We start from the raw sequence: 16909 nt of genomic DNA on the forward strand, positions 1-16909 counted from the left end.
GCCGAGCTGAAGCTGTCGTAGGTCACGGCCTGCACCTTCCGAACACGATCGGGAAATGAAACGCGGGGGGCCTGGGTAAGGGGGTTGAGCCTCGGCCGGTGACCCACCGGGGCGTTCGGGCGGGGATGGTTAGATGCCGTGGAGAGCTTACCGAGGAGGGACCGATGGAGCTGTCGCTGGCGACCCGCGCCGTGGGGGAGCACACGGTGCTCGAGGTCGGCGGTGAGGTGGACGTCTACACGGCGCCTCGCCTGCGGGAACGGCTCCTCGAACTGATCGACGGCGGGGCCCGCCGGGTCGTGGTGGACCTGGGCCGGGTGGACTTCCTCGACTCGACCGGGCTCGGCGTGCTGGTCGGCGCCCTGAAGCGGCTCCGCTCGGCGGGCGGCTCCTTCGCCCTGGTCTGCGACAAGGAGCCGCTGCTCAAGATCTTCCGGATCACCGCGCTGGACCAGGTCTTCCCGCTGCATCCCACGGTCGACGCGGCGATCAGCGCCGATCCGACCGGCGCCGGCGCATGATGGCGACCGTCAAGCTCTCCTTCTCGCCCGCCCCGGTGCACGTGCGCACCGCCCGCCTGGTCGGCGTCGCGGTGGCCCGCCGGGCCGGCGTACGGGAGGACCTGCTCGACGAGGTGCGCCTGGCGATCGGCGAGGCGTGCACCCGGGCGGTGGCCCTGCACCGGCAGTACGGGCTGGCCGATCCGGTTCTGGTGGAGATGTCCGACAACGGGGCGTACTCGGTCCGGGTGGTGGACCGGGCCCCGATCGAGGCGGGCATCGGTCTCGCCGCGCTGCCCCCGGACGAGCTGGCCAAGGAGTCGCTCAGCGAGGACGCGCTGACCACCGGTGTCGGCTTCGCCCTGCTCGCCGGCTTCGTGGAGGACCTGCAGGTACGCCCGGTCGAGGAGGGCGTCGGCACCGAGGTCCGGATGGTCTGGCCGGTCGGCCGCTCCTGACGTTCCCACCCCCGCAGGCCGCGTTCCCGCCCGGGGAACGCGGCCTCGTCGTGCTGGCCGCCCCATATATCAGATTTTTTCGCATAGCACAGCGACGAAGATCATCGCGAAAGGGTGCCCCCTCGGTGTGAGCCGCAACACGTCGGAGGGCTACAGTACCCGGGTTGTCAGCAAGTGATCCGTCCCGCAGCCAGCGGGAATGGGTGTTCATCGCTGGTCCGCCGGGGTGGGTTGGCGCGCGCTTGCGAGTCCGCATCCAGGCGTCGGTCCGTGCGTCTCCACGGGTCGGCGCGAGTTGTTCGGTACAGGAGGACATAGATGTCCGGGACCTTGGCCGCCGACGGCGGCGCACTGTCCCTTACCGGAGCCAACGTGACGTACGTCGTCATCGCCGCGGTCATCGCGCTGGTGGCGCTCGTCTTCGCGGCCGCCCTGACCAGGGCGGTGCTGGCAGCCGGTACGGGAACCACCAACATGCAGGAGATCTCCGGGGCGGTGCAGGAGGGCGCGTCCGCGTACCTGCTGCGGCAGTTCCGCACCCTGGCGATCTTCGTGGTGATCGCCGTCGTGCTGCTGTTCCTGCTGCCGGTGCACGACACCGACGGCAACCAGACCCTGGTGAAGATCGGCCGGTCGGCGTTCTTCGTGGTCGGCGCCCTGTTCAGCGCGTTCATCGGCGGCGCCGGCATGTGGCTGGCCACCCGGGCCAACCTGCGGGTCGCCGCGGCCGCGCGGGAGCGCGAAGGTGGGCGCGAGAGCGCCATGAAGATCGCCTTCCGCACCGGCGGCGTGGTCGGCTTCCTCACCGTGGGCCTCGGCCTGTTCGGTGCGGCGCTGGTCGTCCTGCTCTACAAGGGCGACGCCCCGACCGTGCTGGAGGGCTTCGGCTTCGGTGCCGCGCTGCTCGCCATGTTCATGCGGGTCGGCGGCGGCATCTTCACCAAGGCCGCCGACGTCGGCGCCGACCTGGTCGGCAAGGTCGAGCAGGGCATCCCCGAGGACGACCCGCGCAACGCCGCGACCATCGCCGACAACGTGGGCGACAACGTGGGCGACTGCGCCGGGATGGCCGCCGACCTGTTCGAGTCGTACGCGGTCACCCTGGTCGCCGCGCTGATCCTGGGCCGGGCCGCGTTCGGCAACGAGGGCCTGGTCCTGCCGCTGATCATCTCGACCATCGGCGTGCTGGTGGCGATCGTCGGCGTCTTCATCACCCGGCTGCGCGCCTCCGACCGCAACGGGCTGACCGCGATCAACCGGGCCTTCTACCTGTCCGCCCTGGTCTCCGCGGTGCTGGTGGCGATCGCCGTGTTCGGCTACCTGAAGCCGACCTGGGCGGACCTGCTCGGCGACAACTGGCGGGCGGCGCTCAACGTCACCGACGGCGAGCCGCCGTTCGGTCCCCGCGGGCTGGCCATCGGCGCGGTGGTGATCGGCATCGTGCTGGCCGCCGCGATCCAGGCGCTCACCGGCTACTTCACCGAGACCAACCGGCGCCCGGTGCAGGACATCGGCAAGAGCTCGCAGACCGGCGCGGCCACCGTCATCCTCGCCGGCATCAGCGTCGGCCTGGAGTCGGCGGTCTACTCGGCGCTGCTGATCGGCGCCGGCGTGTTCGGCGCGTTCCTGCTCGGCGGCAGCTCCATCACGCTGTCGCTGTTCGCCGTCGCGCTGGCCGGCACCGGCCTGCTCACCACCGTCGGCGTGATCGTCGCCATGGACACCTTCGGCCCGATCTCCGACAACGCCCAGGGCGTGGCCGAGATGTCCGGCGACATCGACGAGCACGGCGCGCGGACGCTGACCGAGCTGGACGCGGTCGGCAACACCACCAAGGCGATCACCAAGGGCATCGCCATCGCCACCGCGGTCCTCGCCGCGACCGCGCTGTTCGGCTCGTACACCGACACGCTGAAGACCGCGTTCGGCGACGCGAAGGTGGAGAACGTCGAGGCCGCCATCACCAACCTGCTGAACGTGGCCAACCCGCGCAACCTGGTCGGCCTGATCGTCGGCGCGGCGGTGGTCTTCCTCTTCTCCGGCCTGGCCATCAACGCGGTCTCCCGCTCGGCCGGCGCCGTGGTGATGGAGGTACGCCGGCAGTTCCGCGAGCTGCCCGGGATCATGGACCGCACCCAGCGCCCCGAGTACGGCAAGGTGGTCGACATCTGCACCCGGGACGCGCAGCGCGAGCTGATGACCCCCGGCCTGCTGGCGATCATGGCGCCGATCGCGGTCGGCTTCGGCCTCGGTCCCGGCGCGCTGGCGTCGTATCTGGCCGGTGCCATCGGGGCGGGCACCCTGATGGCGGTGTTCCTGGCCAACTCCGGCGGCGCCTGGGACAACGGCAAGAAGCTGGTGGAGGACGGCGCCTACGGCGGCAAGGGCTCCGAGTCGCACGCCGCCACCGTCATCGGCGACACCGTCGGCGACCCGTTCAAGGACACCGCCGGCCCGGCGATCAACCCGCTGATCAAGGTGATGAACCTGGTATCGCTGCTGATCGCGCCGGCCGTGGTGGCCTGGAGCGTGGGCGAGGACAAGAACACCGGCCTGCGGATCACGATCGCCGTGGTGGCCGCGCTGGTCATCGTGGCGGCCGTGGTGTTCAGCAAGCGCAAGGGCGTCGCCATGGGCGACTCCGACCGCGACGGCGACGCCGCGGGCACCCCGGAGGAGCGGGCGGAGCCGGTCCGCGCCTGAGCGGGTACGAACTGATGCCGGTTCCCGGTCGGCCTCGCGCCGGCCGGGAACCGGTCCGTTCGGAGGTCCCGGGCCGGAAACCTGACCGGTGGCACTTCCACCGGGAGGCCGTACGCTGCTTCGCATGCGTACCCGCGGGGCGGCAACCGCCGGAAAGCTCACGGTGGTCCTGGCCACGCTCAGCCTCGTCGTCGCCGGGTGCGGCGGTCCCAGCCCCCGGGCCTGGGCCGCGTCGGTCTGCCAGGCGCTCACCCCGTGGCGCGCGGAGATCAACAAGCTGACCAGCAGCACCCAGCAGCAGATGACCGCGCAGACCACCCCGGCGCAGGCCAAGGAGAACCTGGTCCGCCTCTTCGCCGGGGCCGAGCAGGCCAGCGAGACCGCCCGACGCAAGGTCGAGCAGGCCGGCGTGCCGGAGACCGACCACGGCGAGGAGATCTCCGCCGGATTCCGCGCCTCGCTGAGCAAGATGCGGGACGCGTACGGCCGGGCCCGGGGCACCATCGACGGGCTGGACACCGCGCAGGCCGGGCCCTTCTACGACGGGGTGCGGGCCGCGGTGGACACGCTCAACAAGGAGTACGACGCGAGCGCGCTGGACACCAGCAAGCTCAACTCGTCCGAGCTCAAAGAGGCCTTCGACGAGGTCCCGGAGTGTCGCTGACGCACCCTTCCCCCGACCCGGTCCGCCAGCCCTCGTTGTTCTCCACCGAGGCGGCGGACCCGGCCCTGGCGGACCTGGCCGGTCTGCTCGCCGGACCGGGAGAGGTGGTGCGGATGGGCGGTACCGCCCGGATCTCGGTGGTGGTGGACGCCGCCTGGCGGGTGCACGCGCTGGTGGCCGAGTTGGCGGCGCGGGGCGTGCCGGCGAGCTGGGAGCCGACCGAGGACGGGCGGCACCTGGTGCGCACCGCGTACGCGACCACGCTGGCCCCGCTCGCGACGGCCTGGCTGCGGGGCACGACGAAGCAGGTCCCGGCCGGCTTCCACCTCAACGGGCGCCGGCTGCGGCTCTGGCTCGCCGCCGCCGGGGCGGTCGACCCGGCCGGCTGCCAGCTCGGCCTGGGCCCGGCCGACGAGGAGTGCTGGCCCCGGGTACGCGCCGCGCTGGCCGCGGTGGGGCTGCCGGCGGCGTTCGTGGAGCCGGCCGACGGCGGACCCGCGTACCGGATCGCCGGCCGGCGGCGGATGGCCCGGCTGGCCGAGCTGGTGGGTGACCGCCCACCGGCGGCGCCGGCGGCCGGATGGCCGGGTGCCGGCGGCTGACCGGTGGCGCGCAACCCCGCCGGCTGTCCGATCCCGGACACCTCCGCGCGGTCGTTCGCACAGGAAAACGGAGGGTGCCTCCTCCGCCGTGGGTGCGTGATCGTCACAGTGACCCACTCGACGCCCTACCCACGGTGTACGGTGGCGCCGTTCGGCGGGTGCCGCCGCGCGAACCGGCCGGTGGGTCGCCCGAACTGAGTGTTTGCGGCCCACGAAACCCGGACCGCGGACGGCGCGTTACGTTGGACATCCGGACCACCGGTCGTCCGGGCGTGCAATGCGGCCCGAAACGGGCATAGAGCAGGAGTGAGGTCGGAGAGAGACGTGCCGAGCAACGCTGGAACCACCCGTCTGGTCATCGTCGAGTCACCGGCGAAGGCCAAGACGATCTCGGGCTACCTCGGCCCGGGGTACGTCGTGGAGGCCAGCTTCGGCCACGTCCGGGACCTGCCCCGCAACGCCGCCGACGTGCCGGCCAAGTACAAGGGCGAGCCGTGGGCGCGGCTCGGCGTGGACGTCGACAACGGCTTCCACGCGCTCTACGTGGTCTCGCCGGACCGCAAGCAGCAGATCAGCAAGCTGACCAAGCTGGCCAAGGAGGTCGACGAGATCTTCCTGGCGACGGACGAGGACCGCGAGGGCGAGGCGATCGCCTGGCACCTGGTGGAGACGCTCAAGCCCAAGGTGCCGGTCAAGCGGATGGTCTTCCACGAGATCACCAAGCCGGCCATCCAGGCCGCGGTGGCCAACCCGCGGGAGATCGACCGCGACCTGGTCGACGCGCAGGAGGCCCGGCGCATCCTGGACCGGCTCTACGGCTACGAGGTCTCCCCGGTGCTGTGGAAGAAGGTCATGCCGAAGCTCTCGGCGGGCCGGGTGCAGTCCGTGGCGACCCGGATCGTGGTCGAGCGGGAACGGCAGCGGATGGCCTTCCGCACCGCGGAATACTGGGACATCCTGGCCACCCTCGCGGTGGCGAACCACGGCGAGGGGCCGCGCGCGTTCAACGCCACCCTGATCGCGCTGAACGGCGACCGGATCGCCACCGGCAAGGACTTCGAGCCGACCACCGGCCGGGTCCGGGCCGGCGCGGGCGTGGTGCACCTCGACGAGGGCGGTGCCCGGGGCCTGGCGGCCCGGCTGGAAGGGCGGCCGTTCACCGTCACCCGGGTCGAGGAGAAGCCCTACCGGCGCCGTCCGTACGCGCCGTTCATCACCTCCACGCTGCAGCAGGAGGCGGCCCGCAAGCTGCGGTTCTCGTCCCAGCAGACGATGCGCACCGCGCAGCGGCTGTACGAGAACGGCTACATCACCTATATGCGTACCGACTCGGTGAACCTGTCGGAGACCGCCGTCGCGGCGGCCCGCCGGCAGATCGTCGAGCTGTACGGCGAGCGCAGCGTGCCGCCGGAGCCGCGCCGCTACACCGGCAAGGTGAAGAACGCGCAGGAGGCGCACGAGGCGATCCGCCCGGCGGGGGACAACTTCCGCACCCCGGGCGAGGTGGCCAAGGAGCTGTCCGCCGAGGAGTTCAAGCTCTACGAGCTGATCTGGCGGCGCACCATCGCCTCGCAGATGACCGACGCGGTCGGCTCCAGCGTCTCGGTGCGGATCCGCGCGGTCTCCTCCGCGCAGGAGGAGGCCGACTTCGGGGCGACCGGCAAGACCATCACCGACCCCGGTTTCCTGCGCGCCTACGTGGAGTCGAGCGACGACGAGAACGCCGAGGCCGAGGACGCCGAGCGGCGGCTGCCCACCCTGGTCAAGGACCAGCCGCTGACCGCCGAGGAACTGGCCGCGCAGGGCCACCACACCCAGCCGCCCGCCCGCTACACCGAGGCATCGCTGGTCAAGGCGCTGGAGGAGCTGGGCATCGGCCGCCCGTCGACGTACGCGTCGATCATGCAGACCATCCAGGACCGCGGGTACGTCGTCAAGCGCGGCCAGGCGATGATCCCGTCGTTCCTGGCGTTCGCGGTGATCGGGCTGATGGAGCGGCACTACCCGCGCCTGATCGACTACGACTTCACCGCCAGCATGGAGAACGAGCTGGACGAGATCGCCGGCGGCGACCACGCCGCGGTCGACTTTCTCACCGCGTTCTACTTCGGCAGCGCCAACGGCGCCGGCGACCGGGACATCGCCCACGCCGGTGGCCTCAAGAAGCTGGTGACGGAGAACCTCAGCGAGATCGACGCGCGTAGCGTCAACTCGATCCCGCTCTTCACCGACGAGGAGGGGCGCGAGGTCGTCGTCCGGGTCGGCCGGTACGGGCCGTACCTCCAGCGGGCCCTACCGGGCGAGCAGCCCGCACCCACCGGTGAGGGCGAGGAGGGCGGCGCCCAGGGCGACCGGGCGCCGATCCCCGAGGGGCTGGCGCCGGACGAACTGACCCCGGAGAAGGTGCACGAGCTGTTCCTCGGCGGCGCGGGCGAGCGAAAGCTCGGCGACGACCCGGCTACCGGCGAGCCGATCGTGCTGAAGTCCGGCCGGTTCGGCCCGTACGTGGCCAGCGGCGAGCGGAAGTCCTCGCTGCTGCGGTCGCAGTCGCCCGAGACACTCACCTTCGACGAGGCGCTGAAGCTGCTCAGCCTGCCCCGGCTCGTGGGGGTGGCCCCGGACGGGGTCGAGGTGTTCGCCAACAACGGCCGCTACGGCCCGTACGTCAAGCGTGGTGACGAGTTCCGCTCGCTGGACTCGGAAGAGAAGATGTTCACCGTCACGCTGGACGAGGCGCTCGCGCTGCTGGCCGCCCCGAAGACCCGCCAGCGCCGAGCCGCCGCGCCGCCGCTGCGGGAGATGGGCGCCGACCCGCTCACCGAGAAGCCGCTGGTGATCAAGGATGGGCGGTTCGGACCGTACGTCACCGACGGGGAGACCAACGCCTCGCTGCGGCGCGGGCAGACCCCGGAGGCGCTGACCCTGGAGGAAGCCTCCGAGATGCTCGCCGAGAAGCGGGCGAAGGGTCCGGCGCCGAAGAAGGCGGCGGCGAAGAAGGCGGCCCCGGCCAAGAAGGCGGCGGCGAAGAAGACCGCCGCCGCCAAGTCCACCGCCGCGAAGAAGACGACGACCGCCAAGGCCACCACGGCCAAGAAGGCCCCGGCGAAGAAGGCCGCCCCCCGCAAGGCGTCCACCTCCACGGAGTGACCTGTCGCCGCCCGCTACGGACCTGATGTCGGGAACGATTCACCCGGCCGGTGATCCGCCGATGTCGTCAGGTCCGTAGCGGATTCAGTCGCCGAGGACCTGGTTCAGGTAGGGGTTGGCGAAGCGGCGGTCGGGGTCGAGGCGGTCGCGGACGGCCAGGAAGTCGGCGAACCTCGGGTACGCGGGCGCGAGCGACGCCCCGTCCCGGTAGTGCAGCTTGCCCCAGTGCGGCCGTCCGCCCAGTTCCGTGGCCACCTCCTCGAACGCCCGGAAGTAGGGCTCGAAGGGCATGCCCACGTACTGGTGGATGGCGAGGTACGCCGAGTCCCGTCCGTATCCGTGGGAGAGCCAGATGTCGTCGGCGGCGGTGAACCGCACCTCGACCGGGAAGAGCACCTTGAACGGCAGGTTGTCCACGATGCGCCGCAGCGCGTCCAGCGCGGCCGGCAGGACGGCGCGGGGCAGGGCGTACTCCATCTCCACGAAGCGGACCCGGCGTGGCGTGCAGAAGACCCGGTCGGAGCGACCGGTGTAGGTGCGTTCGGTGAGCGCTCGGGCGGAGACGGCGCTGATCCCGGGGGCCAGTCCCGGCACGGCGCGGCCCAGCCGGCAGGCCCCGGCGAAGACGGTGTTGGCCAGGAACTCGTCGTCCAGCCAGCCCCGCCAGCGGGGCAGCGGCCGGTCGTCGGCGGGTACCCGGTCGTTGGTCTTGACCTGCACCCGGGCGGTGTACGGGAACCAGTAGAACTCGACGTGGTCGTGCTGTTCGACGAGCCCGGGCAGGTCGGCCAGCACTGCGGAGAGCGCCGCCGGCCGCTCGTGCGCGCGGAGCACGAAAGCGTCCACGCAGCGCAGGGTGACCTCGACCAGCACGCCGACCGCGCCGAGCCCGACCCGGGCGGCGGCGAAGACGTCGCGGTGCTCGTCGGCGGAGCAGCGCAGCACCTTTCCGGTGCCGGTGACCAGGGTCAGCCCGGTGACGAAGGTGGACAGGCAGCCGAGTTTCGCGCCGGTGCCGTGGGTGCCGGTGGCGAGCGCCCCGGCCACGGTCTGCGCGTCGATGTCGCCGAGATTGGGCAGCGCCAGTCCGTGGGCGGCCAGTAGGTCGTTGAGCGTGTGCAGAGTCATCCCGGCCGGTACGGTGACCAGTCGGCGGGTGGTGTCGACGGTGACGCCGGTGTCCAGTTCGGTCAGTTCGAGCCGGTGCCCGTCGGTGAGGGCCGTCCCGGTGAACGAGTGCCCGCTGCCCACCGTCCGGATCGTCCGGCCGGCGTCGGCGGCGGCGCGGATCGCCGCGGCGACCTCGTCGACGGTCCGGGGACGCGCCACCAGGGTGGCGGTGCTGCGCTGGTTGCCGGCCCAGTTGGACCAGGCGGCTGGTGGCGTGCCGGCCATGGACGCTCCTCGACATGAATATGAACTGACTTCATATCAGGAACGTTGTGCCTGGTAAATACCGCAAACGCGACACGCTCGTTGTACCGGTAGTCACGGTCTCGTGACTTGTAGATATGTTCTTCCGTCGAAGGGGGGTGGCGCCGAGTGTCCACACCAGCCGCCACGACCGGGCCGCTGCGCCGGGTGCCGGTGCAGGGACGAAGTGTCGCGCGGGTCCAGCGGATGTTGGACGCCTGTGCCGAGCTCGTCGACGAGGTGGGGTACGAGGGGTTGACCACGACTCTCCTCGCCGAGCGCGCCGAGGTGGCGATCGGGTCGGTCTACCAGTTCTTTCCGGACAAGCGGGCGATCGTGCAGGCGTTGACCCTGCGCACGATGGAGTCCTATCTCCAGCGGCTCGACGAGCGGTTCGCCTCCGACGACCTGACCCACTGGTGGGACGGCGTCGACGCGGCGATCGACGAGTACATCACGATGCACCGCACCATCCCGGGGTTCCGTACCCTGCACTTCGGCGACGTGGTCGACCTGCACCTGCTGGATGAGCAGCGGGACAACAACGGGGTGATCGCCGATCAGCTCGCCCGCGTGCTCGCCGAGCGTTTCGGTCTGGCCGATGTGCCCGACCTCCGGTTCCATCTGGAGATCGCGGTCGAGGCCGCGGACGCTCTGATCAAGCTGGCGTTCCGGCGCAAGCCCGAGGGCGACGAGCGGGTGCTTTCCCAGGCGAAGGCGCTGATCCGGGAGTACCTGCACCGGCAGGTCGACGCCCGGACCGAGGTCGCTCAGCAGAGCTGAGCGGGCGCCGCCGGCCCGGCCGGTGGCAGGACGGGAAAGACGCCCGGGTGCGACCGGGTGGCACGACGAGAAAGACGCCCGGGGTGCGACCGGGTGGCACGACGGGAAAGACGCCCGGGGTGCGACCGGGTGGCACGACGGGAAAGACGCCCGGGTGCGACCGGGCGGCAGGACGCGAAAGACGCCTGGGTGCGACCGGGCGGCACGAGGTACGGCGGGCGCCCGAGGTGCGCCGGGGCCCGCCGTCACCGACCGGCGGCCCAGGTCCTGCTTCACGAGGCCACGTCCCGTGACTAGAGGAACGCCCGGCCTTCGCCCCGGTAGGTGGGCACGATGGCGACCACGCTGTCGCCGTCCACGAGATGCAGTTCGTTGACGTGCTCGCACAGCTCGCCGGCCTTGGCATGGCGGAACCAGACCCGGTCACCGACCCGCAGGGCCGTCGCGGCCGTGCCCGCCACCGGAGTCTGCACCTCACCCGCGCCTTCGGCGCCGAGCAGCCGCAGCCCGGCCGGCAACCACGGCCGGGGGAGCCGGCTGTCGGCGGCCGGGCCCGAGGCGATCCAGCCGCCACCGAGCACGGTGGCCACCCCGGGCGCCGGCCGGCGGACCACCGCGCAGGCGAAGAATGCCGCCGGAGTGGGGCGCCAGGCCCGGTACGCGTCGAAGAGCGTCGGCCCGTACAGGCCGGATCCCGCGGTGACCTCGGTGACCGCGGGGTCGGCGCTGGTGGCGGCCACGCTGCCGGTGCCGCCGCCGTTGACGAACTCGAGGTCGGCGTGCTCGCGTACCGCGGCGACCGCCGCCGCCCGGCGGGCCAGCAGTTCCCGGTACGACCCGCGCTGGGCGACCCGGATCGCGGTACCCAGCACCGCCTGCCCGGGCGGGGCGTCGCCGAGGCCGGCGATCTGCGCCTCGTACGACATCAGGCCGACCAGCCGGAAGCCGGGCCGGCCGGCGACGGCGCGGGCGAGCGCGCCGGCTGCCCGGGCGCTGTGCACCGGGGACCGCCGGACGCCGACGTGCACCCGCCCGCCGAGCGGTCGCCAGGAGGCGTCCAGGTCGAGGCAGACCCGCACCGGTGGCCGGCGGCCGGGCGGGCACACCTCGTCGACCAGGTCGAGCTGACCGGCGTCGTCGACCATCAGCGTCACCGCGTCGGCGAGCGCCGGGTCGGCGGCCAACTCGGCGAGCGCGCCCCGGTCGGCGGTCGGGTACGCCACCAGCACGTCGTCGCTGACCCCGGCGCGGGCCAGCCAGAGCGCCTCGGGCAGGGTGAACGCCATCACGCCGCGCCAGCCGGGGCGCCCCAGCACCCGGCTGAGCAGTTCGCGGGCGCGGACCGACTTGCTGGCCACCCGGACCGGCTTGCCGGCGGCCCGGCGGGCGAGCGCGTCCCCGTTCGCGTCGAAGGCGGCGAGGTCGACGACCGCGTACGGCGGGTCGAGGTGGGCGGTCGCCCGGTCGAGGCGATCGCGAAGTCTGTCACTGTCGGTGGCCACGGCTGCACGCTAACTGTCTGGGAGTCAATGCGAAATACCCTCGCGTATGTCCGGGCTGCGGGCGGTGGCCCCGGCGGCCTAGGCTCGGCGAGCAGGCGAATGTCGCAGAGGGGGGCGCTTCTCGCCGCGACTAGAGTGTTGCACCGGGGATGCCCAACTCTGGGCCGGCACGTGGAGGTACGGCCATCAAAAGCCAGAAGAACGGCGAGTCGCCCGGCGTGTCGTCGCCCGCGCAGGCTGACCTGTCCGCAGCGGCCGCCATCCGCTCGGTGCTGCGCATCCGGCCGTTCCGCCGGCTCTGGATCGTGCTGGGCGTCGCCTCCTTCGGCGACTGGCTCGGCCTGCTCGCCACCTCGGTCTTCGCCGCCGCTCAGGTCTCCGGCGACACCGCCAAGGGCGCGGCGTTCGGCACGCTGATCGCGATCCGGCTGTTGCCCGCCCTGCTGCTCGGCCCGGTGGCCGGCGTCTTCGCCGACCGGTTCGACCGGCGCTGGACCATGGTCATCTGCGACGTCCTGCGTTTCGTGCTCTTCGCCTCGATCCCGCTCTACGCGCTGACCGGCGCCAGCGGTGCCCTGGTGGTCACCTGGGCCGCGATCGCCACCTTCCTGATCGAGACGATCACCCTGATGTGGATCCCGGCCAAGGAGGCCGCGGTCCCCAACCTGATCCCGCGCGCCCGGCTGGAGACCGCCAACCAGCTCACCCTGATCACCACGTACGGCATCACCCCGATCGGCGCCGCCATCGTCGCCGCGGTGCTCGACCGCAGCGTGCGCGGGCTGGTCGGGGGCGGGCTGCCGAACTGGGCCGAGCCGGCGCAGCTTGCGCTCTGGGTCAACTCGTTCTCCCGGCTCGCCACCGCGCTGGTCGTCGCCTTCGGGATCAGAGAGATCAGCCGGACCCGCACCGGCGAGCGCGAGCCCACCGAGCAGAGCATGGCGCGGCAGTTCGCCGAGGGCTGGACGTTCATCCGGCAGACCCCGTTGGTCCGGGGCCTGGTGCTCGGCATCTTCGGCGCGTTCGCCGGCGGCGGCATCGTGGTCGGCACGGCCAAGTTCTTCGCCGCCTCGCTGGGCGCCGGTGACGCCGCGTTCTACCTGCTCTTCGGCGCGATCTTCATCGGTCTGGCGATCGGCATCGGGGCCGGCCCGATGATCGTCCGGGACATGTCCCGGCGCCGCTGGTTCGGCATGAGCATCGTGCTGGCCAGCGCGTCCGTGCTGGTGCTCGCCTTCGCCATTCACCTGTCCATGGCGATCCTCGGCGCGATCCTGGTCGGTGCGGGCGCCGGCATGGCCTTCCTGGCCGGCACCACCCTGCTCGGCGGCGAGGTCGCCGACGAGCTGCGCGGCCGGGTCTTCGCGGTGGTGCAGATCGGCACCCGGCTGGTGCTGATCCTGGCCATCGCGCTGAGCAGCCTCCTGGTCGGCGTCGGCGGCTCGCGCCAGCTGGCCATCGCCGACCTGGGCATCTCGGTCTCCTCGACCCGCCTGCTGCTGCTCGTCGCGGGTGCCGCCGGCATCTTCGCCGGGATCAGCGCGTTCGGCCAGATGGACGACAAGAAGGGCGTACCGGTCCTGGCCGACCTGTGGGGCTCGATCCGGGGCCGCCCGCTGATGCCCGCCGAGCCCTTCGTCTCCAGCGGTCTCTTCGTGGTCTTCGAGGGTGGCGAGGGCGCCGGCAAGTCCACCCAGCTCGCCGCGCTCGCCGAACGGCTGCGCGGCCAGGGGCGGGACGTCGTGGTCACCCGGGAGCCGGGGGCGACCGCCGTCGGCGAGCGGATCCGCTCGCTGGTGCTGGAGACCGCCGGCGCCGACGCCCCGTCGCCGCGCGCCGAGGCGCTGCTCTACGCCGCCGACCGCGCGCACCACGTCGCCACCGTGGTCCGGCCGGCGCTGGCCAGAGGCGCCGTAGTGATCAGCGACCGGTACGTCGACTCGTCCCTCGCCTACCAGGGCGCCGGTCGTACGCTGCCGGCGCAGGAGGTCTCCTGGCTCTCCTCGTGGGCCACCGGCGGGCTCAAGCCCGACCTGGTGGTGCTGCTCGACGTCGAACCGCACACCGGCCTGTCCCGGGTCGGTTCCCGTAACCAGGGCGCCGACCGGCTGGAGGCCGAGTCGATCGCGTTCCACGAGCGGGTCCGGTACGCGTTCCTCGACCTGGCCGCCGCCGACCCCAAGCGTTACCTGGTGCTTGACGCCGCCCGGCCGGTCGAGGAGATCGCCGAGGCGGTCGCCCGGCGGGTGGAGGAGATCCTGGGCGATCCGGCCCGCATTGTGCACCCCCGCCCGGCACAGGGCCCGGACACCACGGTCCAGCCCGAGTTATCCGACGCGGAGCTGGTGACCATGAAGCGCCCCACCTGATGGCGGACGTCTTCGCCGACCTGGTCGGGCAGGACGAGGCCGTGGCGACGCTGCGCCACGCCGCCGCCTCGGCCGCCGCCCTGCTGCGGGCCGCCGCCGTCCCGGCGGCCCGCCCGGCCGGGCCGACGATCGGCGCCGGGTCGGGCGACTCCTACGACGAACTCGACGCGCTCGCCGAGGAGTTCGACGCCGAACCGATCCCCGGCGCCGGTCCGCCGGGCGGACCGGGTGCGGCGGCCGGCGGCGACCCCGGCGCGGGGATGACCCACGCCTGGATCTTCACCGGCCCGCCCGGCTCGGGCCGGTCGGTGGCCGCGCGCGCCTTCGCGGCCGCGTTGCAGTGCGTGCACGGCACCGGCTGCGGCGAGTGTCCCGGCTGCCACACCACGCTGGCCGGCACCCATGCCGACGTCCGGCTGGTGGTGCCCGAGGGGCTGTCCATCGGCGTCGGCGAGATGCGCGCCCTGGTGCTCCGGGCGGCCAGCACACCGTCCGGCGGGCGGTGGCAGATCGTCATCATCGAGGATGCCGACCGGCTCACCGAGGCGGCCGGCAACGCGCTGCTCAAGGCAGTCGAGGAGCCGCCGCCACGGACGGTGTTCCTGCTCTGCGCCCCGTCCACCCACCCGGACGACATCTCCGTGACCATCCGGTCCCGGTGCCGGGTCGTACCGCTGCGCCAGCCGCCGGCCGGCGCGGTGGCCGAGGTCCTCGTACGCCGGGACGGCATCGCGCCCGACGTGGCCGAATGGGCGGCGGCGGCCGCGCAGGGGCACGTGGGCCGGGCCCGGCGGCTGGCCCGCGACCCGGAGGCCCGACAGCGCCGCGACGCGGTGCTCGCCGTGCCGCGCCGGCTGACCGGGGTGGGTGCGGCGTTCGACGCCGCGTCCGCGCTGATCGAGGCGGCCGAGGCGGAGGCCGCGGCGGCGGTCGCCGAGATCGACGAGGCGGAACGGGCCGCGCTGCAGACCGCGCTCGGCGCGGGCGGCACCGGCCGGGGCGCGGCGGGGGCCATGCGGGGTGCCGCCGGCCAGCTCAAGGACCTGGAGAAGCGGCAGAAGTCGCGGGCCACCCGGGCCCAGCGCGACGCGCTCGACCGGGCTCTGGTGGACCTGGCCGGCTTCTATCGCGACGCGCTCGCCGTGGCGCTGCGGGCACCGGTCGCCCCGGTGCACACCGACACCGCCGCGCTGGCCGAGGCCGGCGCCCAGAAGTGGGACGCCGAGGGGGCGCTGCGCCGGCTGGAGGCCGTGCTGGAGTGCCGGGCGGCGATCGAGGCGAACGTCAAGCCGCGGATCGCGGTGGAGGCGATGATGCTCGCCCTCTGGAAGGGCTAGGCGAGCTTTCCGGCGCTGTCCACAGGGCATCGACAGGCGCGATTGACGTGCGGTACGGTCCGGTGTGCCGTGGTGACGGTGGCGGCACGCTCAGTGAGGGCCAGCCGGGAGGAGTCCACCGATGCCACGGGGCGAGATCGACGAGGCCTGGATCGAGGAAGCGGTCCGGCGCTACCGGCGCATCGAGACCCTCCAGGCCGAGTTCGACCAGGCGGTGTCGACGGTCGAGGTCACCGTCCGCTCGCCCGACGGGCTGGTCGAGGTGGTGGTGACCGCCGGTGGGCGGATCACCGGCGTGCGCTTCCTCGGCCCGCTGCACCAGCGCAACCCCCGGGACGTCGCCGGTTCGGTGCAGGCCGCGGTGACCGCCGCAGCCGACGCCGCGCAGTGGGCCCGGGAGAAGCTGCACAACGAGACCTTCGCGGCGTACCGGCCGCTGGCGGGAGCCTGACATGGACACCCTGCACGCCCTGGCCGCCCGCCTGGAGGAGGCCAGCGCCACCCTCGCCACCCTGGCCCGCACCGTGACCGCGACCGACCCGCCGCACCCCGCCTTCGGCGCGCACGCCGAGGGCCGGCCCGGCGAGATCGGCCGGGCCCTGCACCGGCAGTGGACCGGCGCCACCGGCGACCGGGCCCGCGAGGCGGGCGCCGCCGCGACCCGGCTGTCCGCCGCTGCGGCCGCGCTCCGCAGCGCCGCGGACCGGTACGCGGCCACCGACGAGTCCGCCGGGCGCCGGCTCCGCCGGGAGGCGTGATGGACGCCCTGGACCGTCTCGCCGAGCCGGGCCTCGATCTGCTGGCCCGGGTCGACACGCTGCTCGCCGGCGGCGCACCGGAGGGGCACCGGCTCTGGCCGCTGCTGCGCCGCATGCAGGTGCTCCCCGGCGCGGCCGTCCGCGAGTTCCTTGAGCTGCATCCGGCGCCGTTGGCCGACGCCGGTCACGCCGTGCGCCGGCTCGTCCGGGGATACGACGACGCCTCCGCCCTGCTCGCCGACCCGGTCGCCTGGTCCGGGCCGGCCGCCGCGGCGTACGACGAGGCCCGCGGCGCCCTGCTCCGCCACCTCGACGAAGGGCCGGAGAGCCTGGTCGGGCGGCTGGAGTCGACCGCCGGATACGCCGACGCGCTGGCCGACTGGGTGGAGGGGAGCCGGCTCGCCCTGGCCCGGGCCCTGGCCGACGTGCTGCGCTCCGCCGAGGCGGTCACCGTGCACGCCGCTGGGCGGCCGGGTGCGGACGGCGGGCCGACCGGGGCACTGGCGGCGGCGGAGATCGCGGTCCGGGTGCTGGGTGTGCTCGGGGTGGCGTACGACGGCGCGGAGACGCTGCTGCGCCAGTGGGCGCCGAGCCTGGCCGAGACGACCTGGCGGGAGCGGGTGTCCGGGGGGCCCCGCTACGGCGGCACCACCCGGATCGGCCACTGAGCGAG

The 16909-nt window shown here is 73.2% G+C and carries 14 protein-coding genes; 12 read left to right on the forward strand and 2 right to left on the reverse strand.

Translation table 11 applies throughout. The features are described 5' to 3' along the window. Positions 1-164: 164 nt before the first annotated feature. The 6 genes from ACFYML_RS11180 (at position 165) to topA (ending at position 8074) form a co-directional block, all read left to right on the forward strand. On the forward strand, positions 165-521 hold the full coding sequence (locus tag ACFYML_RS11180) for an STAS domain-containing protein (protein ID WP_046565834.1): 357 nt from the start codon (positions 165-167) through the stop codon (positions 519-521). After that, positions 518-958, forward strand: coding sequence for an ATP-binding protein (locus tag ACFYML_RS11185; RefSeq protein WP_198940586.1), 441 nt, complete (start codon positions 518-520; stop codon positions 956-958). Before ACFYML_RS11180 ends, ACFYML_RS11185 begins: the two co-directional genes overlap by 4 nt. A gap of 318 nt (positions 959-1276) precedes the next feature. After that, the gene (locus ACFYML_RS11190) at positions 1277-3661 is read left to right on the forward strand and encodes a sodium-translocating pyrophosphatase (protein WP_387420444.1); all 2385 of its coding nucleotides are present in this window, start codon (positions 1277-1279) and stop codon (positions 3659-3661) included. 124 nt (positions 3662-3785) lie between these two features. Further along, positions 3786-4325, forward strand: coding sequence for a hypothetical protein (locus ACFYML_RS11195; protein WP_387271655.1), 540 nt, complete (start codon positions 3786-3788; stop codon positions 4323-4325). Further along, entirely contained in the window at positions 4316-4927 is a 612-nt protein-coding gene (locus tag ACFYML_RS11200; RefSeq protein WP_387271657.1) for a hypothetical protein, read from the forward strand. Before ACFYML_RS11195 ends, ACFYML_RS11200 begins: the two co-directional genes overlap by 10 nt. 324 nt (positions 4928-5251) lie before the next feature. Beyond that, on the forward strand, positions 5252-8074 hold the full coding sequence (gene topA / locus ACFYML_RS11205; RefSeq protein WP_387420445.1) for a type I DNA topoisomerase: 2823 nt from the start codon (positions 5252-5254) through the stop codon (positions 8072-8074). A gap of 84 nt (positions 8075-8158) precedes the next feature. On the opposite strand, the gene ACFYML_RS11210 is transcribed toward topA, so the two are convergent. After that, complete coding sequence (locus tag ACFYML_RS11210; protein WP_387420448.1) at positions 8159-9469, reverse strand: D-arabinono-1,4-lactone oxidase; 1311 nt, start codon at positions 9467-9469, stop codon at positions 8159-8161. Positions 9470-9694: 225 nt separating this feature from the next. Between ACFYML_RS11210 and ACFYML_RS11215 the strand changes: the two genes are divergently transcribed. Next, positions 9695-10270, forward strand: coding sequence for a TetR family transcriptional regulator (locus tag ACFYML_RS11215; protein ID WP_387420572.1), 576 nt, complete (start codon positions 9695-9697; stop codon positions 10268-10270). 293 nt (positions 10271-10563) lie between these two features. Here ACFYML_RS11215 and ACFYML_RS11220 read toward each other — a convergent pair whose 3' ends face one another. Continuing rightward, entirely contained in the window at positions 10564-11772 is a 1209-nt protein-coding gene (locus ACFYML_RS11220) for an amino acid deaminase/aldolase (protein ID WP_387420449.1), read from the reverse strand. A 218-nt stretch (positions 11773-11990) separates the two neighbouring features. On the opposite strand from ACFYML_RS11220, the gene tmk reads away from it, so the two are divergent. The 5 genes from tmk (at position 11991) to ACFYML_RS11245 (ending at position 16904) form a co-directional block, all read left to right on the forward strand. Next, positions 11991-14141 carry a dTMP kinase gene (gene tmk, locus ACFYML_RS11225; RefSeq protein ID WP_387420450.1) on the forward strand — a complete coding sequence of 717 codons (2151 nt, stop codon included), beginning with the start codon at positions 11991-11993 and terminating at the stop codon, positions 14139-14141. Beyond that, positions 14141-15478 carry a DNA polymerase III subunit delta' gene (locus ACFYML_RS11230; RefSeq protein ID WP_387420451.1) on the forward strand — a complete coding sequence of 446 codons (1338 nt, stop codon included), beginning with the start codon at positions 14141-14143 and terminating at the stop codon, positions 15476-15478. Before tmk ends, ACFYML_RS11230 begins: the two co-directional genes overlap by 1 nt. 121 nt (positions 15479-15599) lie before the next feature. Next, positions 15600-15929 carry a YbaB/EbfC family nucleoid-associated protein gene (locus ACFYML_RS11235; protein WP_357442142.1) on the forward strand — a complete coding sequence of 110 codons (330 nt, stop codon included), beginning with the start codon at positions 15600-15602 and terminating at the stop codon, positions 15927-15929. A 1-nt stretch (position 15930) separates the two neighbouring features. Continuing rightward, entirely contained in the window at positions 15931-16236 is a 306-nt protein-coding gene (locus ACFYML_RS11240) for a hypothetical protein (protein ID WP_387420452.1), read from the forward strand. Next, the gene (locus ACFYML_RS11245) at positions 16236-16904 is read left to right on the forward strand and encodes a hypothetical protein (RefSeq protein WP_387420453.1); all 669 of its coding nucleotides are present in this window, start codon (positions 16236-16238) and stop codon (positions 16902-16904) included. Before ACFYML_RS11240 ends, ACFYML_RS11245 begins: the two co-directional genes overlap by 1 nt. The last annotated feature ends 5 nt before the right edge of the window (positions 16905-16909 follow it).

The sequence above is a fragment of the Micromonospora sp. NPDC007230 genome, from assembly GCF_042869115.1.
GTDB lineage: Bacteria > Actinomycetota > Actinomycetes > Mycobacteriales > Micromonosporaceae > Micromonospora.